We start from the raw sequence: 5,809 nt of genomic DNA, 5'->3' as shown, positions 1-5,809 counted from the left end.
CTATGGGACAAATCAAACGGAAAATGAAGCTAAATTGTCCCATAGGAGTGACCAAATCGCGCTCTTTTGGACCTTATAAATTGAAAAATACGAATTCGCAGCCTTGTGGGAATTTATACTTTACGTAAAAAAACAGCGAGTGTTTTTTACCCGCTGTTTACTCTATCTTCTATAAACCCCTTGTCTAGCTGAAACAGAAAGCTTCATCTAGTAAACATGTATCCTTTTTTCAATTTAAATTATTGTACCGCCGCTGTTGTTTCCACCGCCTTGGCAATGGCTTGTTCTAGGTCATAAATAATATCATCAACATGTTCAATTCCGATGGATAAGCGAATTAATTCCGGAGTTGTTCCGGATAGCGCTAATTCTTCATCACTTAACTGGGAATGGGTGGTCGAGGCCGGATGAATAATCAGTGACTTCGCATCCCCAACATTGGCCACGTGGGAAAATAATTGAACATGATTGATAATCCTTCTACCTGCTTCTCTTCCGCCCTTTATACCGAATACGATCATCGAACCGGCGCCGTGTCTTAAATATTTTTTTGCTAGCTCATAGGATGGATGATCTGCCAAACCGGGATAAGATACCCATTCCACCGATGGATGGTCTTTCAAATATTGCGCTACTTTTAATGCATTTTCGTTATGTCTTTCAATCCGAAGATGCAATGTTTCAAGACCAAGTAAAAAATAAAAAGCATTTTGCGGACTCAAGGACGCACCGGTATCGCGCAATAATTGTACACGCAGCTTTGTAGCAAACGCAACATTTCCTAAATCTGCATATTTCAACCCGTGATATCCCGGATCCGGTTCATTAAAACTTGTAATCCGTTCATTCGTCCAATCAAAATTCCCTCCGTCAACAACGACCCCGCCGATAGAAGTTCCGTGACCGCCAATCCATTTTGTTGCAGAATGAACGACGACATGCGCACCCCATTCAATTGGTTTTGCACTATAAGGAGCAAATGTGTTATCAATAATGAGCGGAACACCTACTTCGTCCGCAATTTTTGCTACTGCTTCAACATCAAATACTCGGAGACTTGGATTGCCGATAATTTCACCAAAAAATGCTTTCGTTTTTGGCGTAACAGCTTTACGAAAATTTTCCGGGTCACGAGCATCAACAAATTTTACTGTAATGCCAAATTTTTTTATTGTATTAGCAAATAAGTTGAACGTACCGCCGTATAAATTACTGTCAGCAACAATTTCATCTCCGCTCTCAGCAACATTTAAAACCGCATATGTAATTGCAGCAGATCCCGAAGCAGTTGCAACGGCAGCTGTACCGCCTTCCAGAGCCGCCACCCGTTTTTCAAAAACATCAACAGTCGGATTCATAATTCTAGTGTAAATATTACCCGGTTCTTTCAAGCCAAATAAATTTGCCGCATGTTCAGCATCACGAAACACATAAGATGTTGTTTGGTAAATCGGAACAGCCCGGGAACCTGTTGTCGGGTCTGCCTCTTGTCCTCCATGTAATAAAATCGTTTCATCTTTATACTCTATCGTCATAAACAATTCCCCCTAAAATTTTGTAACAATAATTAAGTGAGCTTTTGCATACATCTTGCTCTTAGAGAGAATTGAAGAGGTACAAAAAATAAAAACCCCTTCAATAAGAAGAGGTTTGAAATTCATCCCTCCTCTTATCTCTCAGATCTACATCCTGACCTGTAGGAATTGGCACCTTTTCAAACCATGTTTGAAGGTTGCCGGGTTTCATCGGGCCTATTCCCTCCACCTCTCTTGATAAGAGTTTGTACTCACTTTTTTAAATTATTGTTAAAATGATTATACGGAATTGTTTTTATTTCGTCAATTATTTTTTTATGAAAAATTTACAAAACGTCCTATTTTTTTCCTTAACGTCGATCAGTCTCTTCTTCAACATACGGATCTTTTTCAAACGGTGGAAGGTCGCCGAAAGTTGTCATAATCCCCTCTTCATCAAGGTCTTCCTCATATTTTTCATGTTGCCGGTTCGGATAAACGGTGATATTTTTCCCATACATATCAACGCCGACAAAGTTTTCATAATCCTCGACATATCCGACATTTTCTTCCGGTTCGATATTCACATCGTTATAATGCTTTTGTGGCTCGATGAAGTCTGAAGGTGTTTCACTCGTACCCCAACTCGCCACCTCTTGCCAAGCATCTTCCGCATCGAAGCTCAAACCTTCATCATTCGAATCATCAAAATCAAATTTTCCGTACGGCGGCATTAAAACTCCTTCTTCCAACGGTCTCTGGTAGGAGATGACTTGATCCGGACTATGTTTTTTGCAATAAGTTGTGGTCGGTAATGCTTCCAATCTTTCCACAGGAATTTCTTCACCACAAACTTCACAAGTTCCATATGTACCATTTTCAATTGCATTCAGTGCCTTTTCAATATTTTTCAAATGATTGCCTTCATGTTCATTTAGAGCTAAATCTTTCCCGCGTTCAAATAATTCCGTTCCTTCATCTGCGGGATGATTATCATAACTCGATAATTCACCGGTGGATTCATGGGCATGTCCTTTATTCATACCAAATTGATCGTTTCCCTTAAGTCGTTTTTCCACATCCGCTTTTTCATCTAATAATATTGAACGGAAGGCATCAAGTTGTTGTTGTGATAACATATTTTTAACTCCTCCCATCTGTTTCGCTTAGTATTTGTAAAAAATTAAAAATCATGTTTGCTAATTTAAGGTGTTGCTATTTACGGACTTTGTGAATATCCTCTATATGATTAAACCCAAAAACTCCCACTTCCCATGTGATCTATTTCTCATTATACTGGGGTTTATAGGAGGGATATTGTGAAAGCTGTTATTTTTATTTTTTGCCTCATTATTTTTTCTATTTTAATTAGACGAGCATATCAAAACACAAAAAAAGTAAATATAAATCGCATTCAGTTAAAGACAAATACGAATCATGATGGAAAATTGACCATTCTACATTTAACCGATATGCACCTTGAAAATATATCCGTTTCTCCAGAGGATCTTAAACAAATGGTACAAAACCAAAAAATAGATTTAATTGCATTAACCGGTGATTATTTGGACCGCAAACGTACGATTCCGAAACTAATTCCTTATCTCCAACTATTTAAGGAAATCAATCCCCAATATGGAATATTTGCCGTTTTTGGCAATCACGACTATGTGCTAAAAGAAAAAAATTTTACTAAACTAAAAAATTTATTGGAAAATTATGGGTGTAAAACACTACAAAATGAACATGTGACAATTGAAACAAATGGTCAGCTTATCAATATTATCAATATTATTGGAATTGATGATTACAGTACAGGGAGAAGCAATATAGAAAAAGCGTATAATCATGCACCGCTTGGTTTCCATCTTGTGTTAACGCATGACCCGAATATTGTGTTGAAAATGACAGATGTCCCGTTTGATTATCTTCTTTCCGGTCATTTCCACGGTGGACAAATATACTGGCCGAAACCATATCATCTAGTTAAAATGGGAGAACTGGCTCGTAAAAAAAATTATTAAAGGACTTCATTACTATAAGGGAAAACCTTTTTATTTCAGTGAAGGACTCGGCCAAACAGGTGTTAACATCCGGATTGGCTCCAGACCCGAGATTACTTTTCATAACATCCATCCATTATCTTACTCGAATAGACTAAAGCTTATCACAAACACTAAATCTGTAAGAAGAGATAGATCTTCTTTAAACCGCACAAAGGGGGGCTAGCTTTGAAAAGAAAGTGGATGCGTAATATGAATATCAACAGACTGACTTCTTTAATGAAGAGAAGAAGAAATAACCGAAATATGCTCTGGTTATCATTAGTAGGTATCGGCCTTGCCGGTGGAGCTACTGCCTTTGGAATGACTCGGGGAAGAAACGGTTCAATCCAACAGATGATGAAAAAGGCCACACAAAAAATGGAACAGTTTACACCGAATATGTTAAATACAAACCAATCTTAATCTTAAAGAGAAAGGAAACAGAATTGATTCTGTTTCCTTTCTTTCGTTATTGTTTATTCTGTTCCTCATTCCTTTTTAGATCCGTTTCATTGTTTGTCGTATTCGGTACATAACCATATCCGTCAATATAGGTGCTCCAATCATTTGTTCGTCCCATATTCGTTGCCTCATCACGGTTAAGCGCATTGTTGACAGAAGTTGCTTGATTTTTGGCTTGATCATCAGCTTCCGGGAATATTTCACTACCGATTTCGGTGTCATTGATGGCATTGTTTGCCCTACCTGTTACAGTATTACCTTTTGCTTGATTCGCTTTACCGGTGTTGTTACCCTCAGGAAGAATCTCTTCAGCAAATTCGGCATCTGCGTTTGTTGTTGATTGATTATTTTTCACTTTCGGATAATTTTCTTCTGCCATTTCTGTTTGATAACTTGGTCTGGCCTGAGAATTTGTTGCCCGATTCTGTGTTGTATCCTTATCATTGATAACATTGTTTACAACATACCGATGGAAAAAGACTTCCCCTATGGCAATCAATGCAGCTGAAAGGAAACTGGCTGTTCCCAAGCGGATCGGTTCCTCAATAATCATGGCACCAATCATCCAAGCTCCTAAATATGCTAATCCAAAATCTGCAATCGTGGCTGCCGTGTTTCCAAATCTAGGTAAAATAAGCAGATCACCAACCAAATAGGCAGTAATCGTAAGGATAAAACTTATTGTCAAAATATCACCGAAAGACACGCCATATAAAAATCCAAATACGACGGCCAACATTGCCGTTATCATAACAAATTTTATAACTAGTGAACGTAAATGTTCCATAATATCCTCCTTTTCCGTTTGATACGTTCACCATTAGATTGAGTTATTTTTTTAATTTTATACTTCTATTTCATTGAACCCAGCTATTTTTCCTGTAAAGCTTTCCTTGGTTATGACCTTCATCGAATCGGGATCATTGCTGGAAATATAATTTTCTTAGTGATAAAAATGGATTTTTTGAATAGGAATCATTGTTTATTTTCCAATTGATGATACAATCTTTATTATAAATAAAAGACACAGCAATTCTCTGGAGATGATGAAATGAACAATAAATTAGAAAAAGCAACCTTTGCCGGCGGGTGTTTCTGGTGTATGGTAAAACCTTTTGACCAATGGGACGGTGTTATAAGTGTTATATCCGGTTACTCAGGGGGACACGTTGAAAATCCGACTTACGAGCAAGTAAAAACCGGAACGACAGGCCATTATGAAGTCGTCCAGATTACTTACGACCCGACCATCATTCGTTATGAAACGATTATTCAAATATATTGGCAACAAATTGACCCGACCGACCCGGATGGACAGTTTCACGACCGGGGTAGTCAATATCGAACAGCGATTTTTTATCATACGGAAGAACAAAAAAGGATTGCGGAAACAACAAAAAAAGAACTGGAACAAAGTGGTATGTTTACTAAGCCGATTGCCACAAAAATTTTACCGGCCGCACCGTTTTATCCTGCAGAAGAGTACCATCAAGACTTTTACAAAAAAAGCCCGGAAGATTATATTGAAGATCGCCAAAAATCCGGTCGGGACGAATTTATTAAAAAACACTGGAATGAAATATAATCCATTCTAAAACAGGGAATACATTAGCTATTCCCTGTTTATTACTTTTTCCAACATTTTTTATATATGCCATGTTATACTTACATTGATATGTTTATTGGAATATATTATAAAGAAAACTCGGCGATTGCCGAGCCTTTAGGCGAAAGCAGAGCCGTAGTCAGCGAAAATACATTTTCGCTTGCGAGGTAATGCTACCGAAG

5 protein-coding genes, 1 pseudogene and 1 riboswitch are annotated in these 5,809 nt (G+C 37.9%); of the genes and pseudogenes, 3 read left to right on the top strand and 3 right to left on the bottom strand.

Features of this window, described 5'->3' with window-relative positions; genetic code table 11:
• Window positions 1-239: 239 nt before the first annotated feature.
• Window positions 240-1,535, bottom strand: a complete 1,296-nt coding sequence (locus LIZ98_RS16655; protein ID WP_227140305.1) for an O-acetylhomoserine aminocarboxypropyltransferase/cysteine synthase family protein — start codon at window positions 1,533-1,535, stop codon at window positions 240-242.
• A gap of 131 nt (window positions 1,536-1,666) precedes the next feature.
• Window positions 1,667-1,779, bottom strand: a riboswitch (SAM riboswitch).
• A 106-nt stretch (window positions 1,780-1,885) separates the two neighbouring features.
• Window positions 1,886-2,653, bottom strand: coding sequence for a yteA family sporulation protein (locus LIZ98_RS16650; RefSeq protein ID WP_041845625.1), 768 nt, complete (start codon window positions 2,651-2,653; stop codon window positions 1,886-1,888).
• A gap of 180 nt (window positions 2,654-2,833) precedes the next feature.
• Here LIZ98_RS16650 and LIZ98_RS16645 point away from each other — a divergent pair.
• Window positions 2,834-3,743 (top strand): annotated as a pseudogene (locus LIZ98_RS16645) (metallophosphoesterase).
• 2 nt (window positions 3,744-3,745) lie between these two features.
• Window positions 3,746-3,982, top strand: coding sequence for a hypothetical protein (locus LIZ98_RS16640; protein WP_227092102.1), 237 nt, complete (start codon window positions 3,746-3,748; stop codon window positions 3,980-3,982).
• 46 nt (window positions 3,983-4,028) lie between these two features.
• On the opposite strand, the gene LIZ98_RS16635 is transcribed toward LIZ98_RS16640, so the two are convergent.
• Window positions 4,029-4,808, bottom strand: coding sequence for a YndM family protein (locus LIZ98_RS16635; RefSeq protein WP_227140304.1), 780 nt, complete (start codon window positions 4,806-4,808; stop codon window positions 4,029-4,031).
• Between the two features lie 264 nt (window positions 4,809-5,072).
• On the opposite strand from LIZ98_RS16635, the gene msrA reads away from it, so the two are divergent.
• Window positions 5,073-5,606, top strand: a complete 534-nt coding sequence (gene msrA / locus LIZ98_RS16630) for a peptide-methionine (S)-S-oxide reductase MsrA (RefSeq protein ID WP_034770471.1) — start codon at window positions 5,073-5,075, stop codon at window positions 5,604-5,606.
• Window positions 5,607-5,809 lie beyond the last annotated feature (203 nt).

This window comes from Caldibacillus sp. 210928-DFI.2.18 (assembly GCF_020554505.1).
GTDB classification, from domain to species: Bacteria; Bacillota; Bacilli; order Bacillales; family Caldibacillaceae; genus Caldifermentibacillus; species Caldifermentibacillus hisashii.
This window is presented reverse-complemented; position numbering and strand designations above follow the sequence as displayed.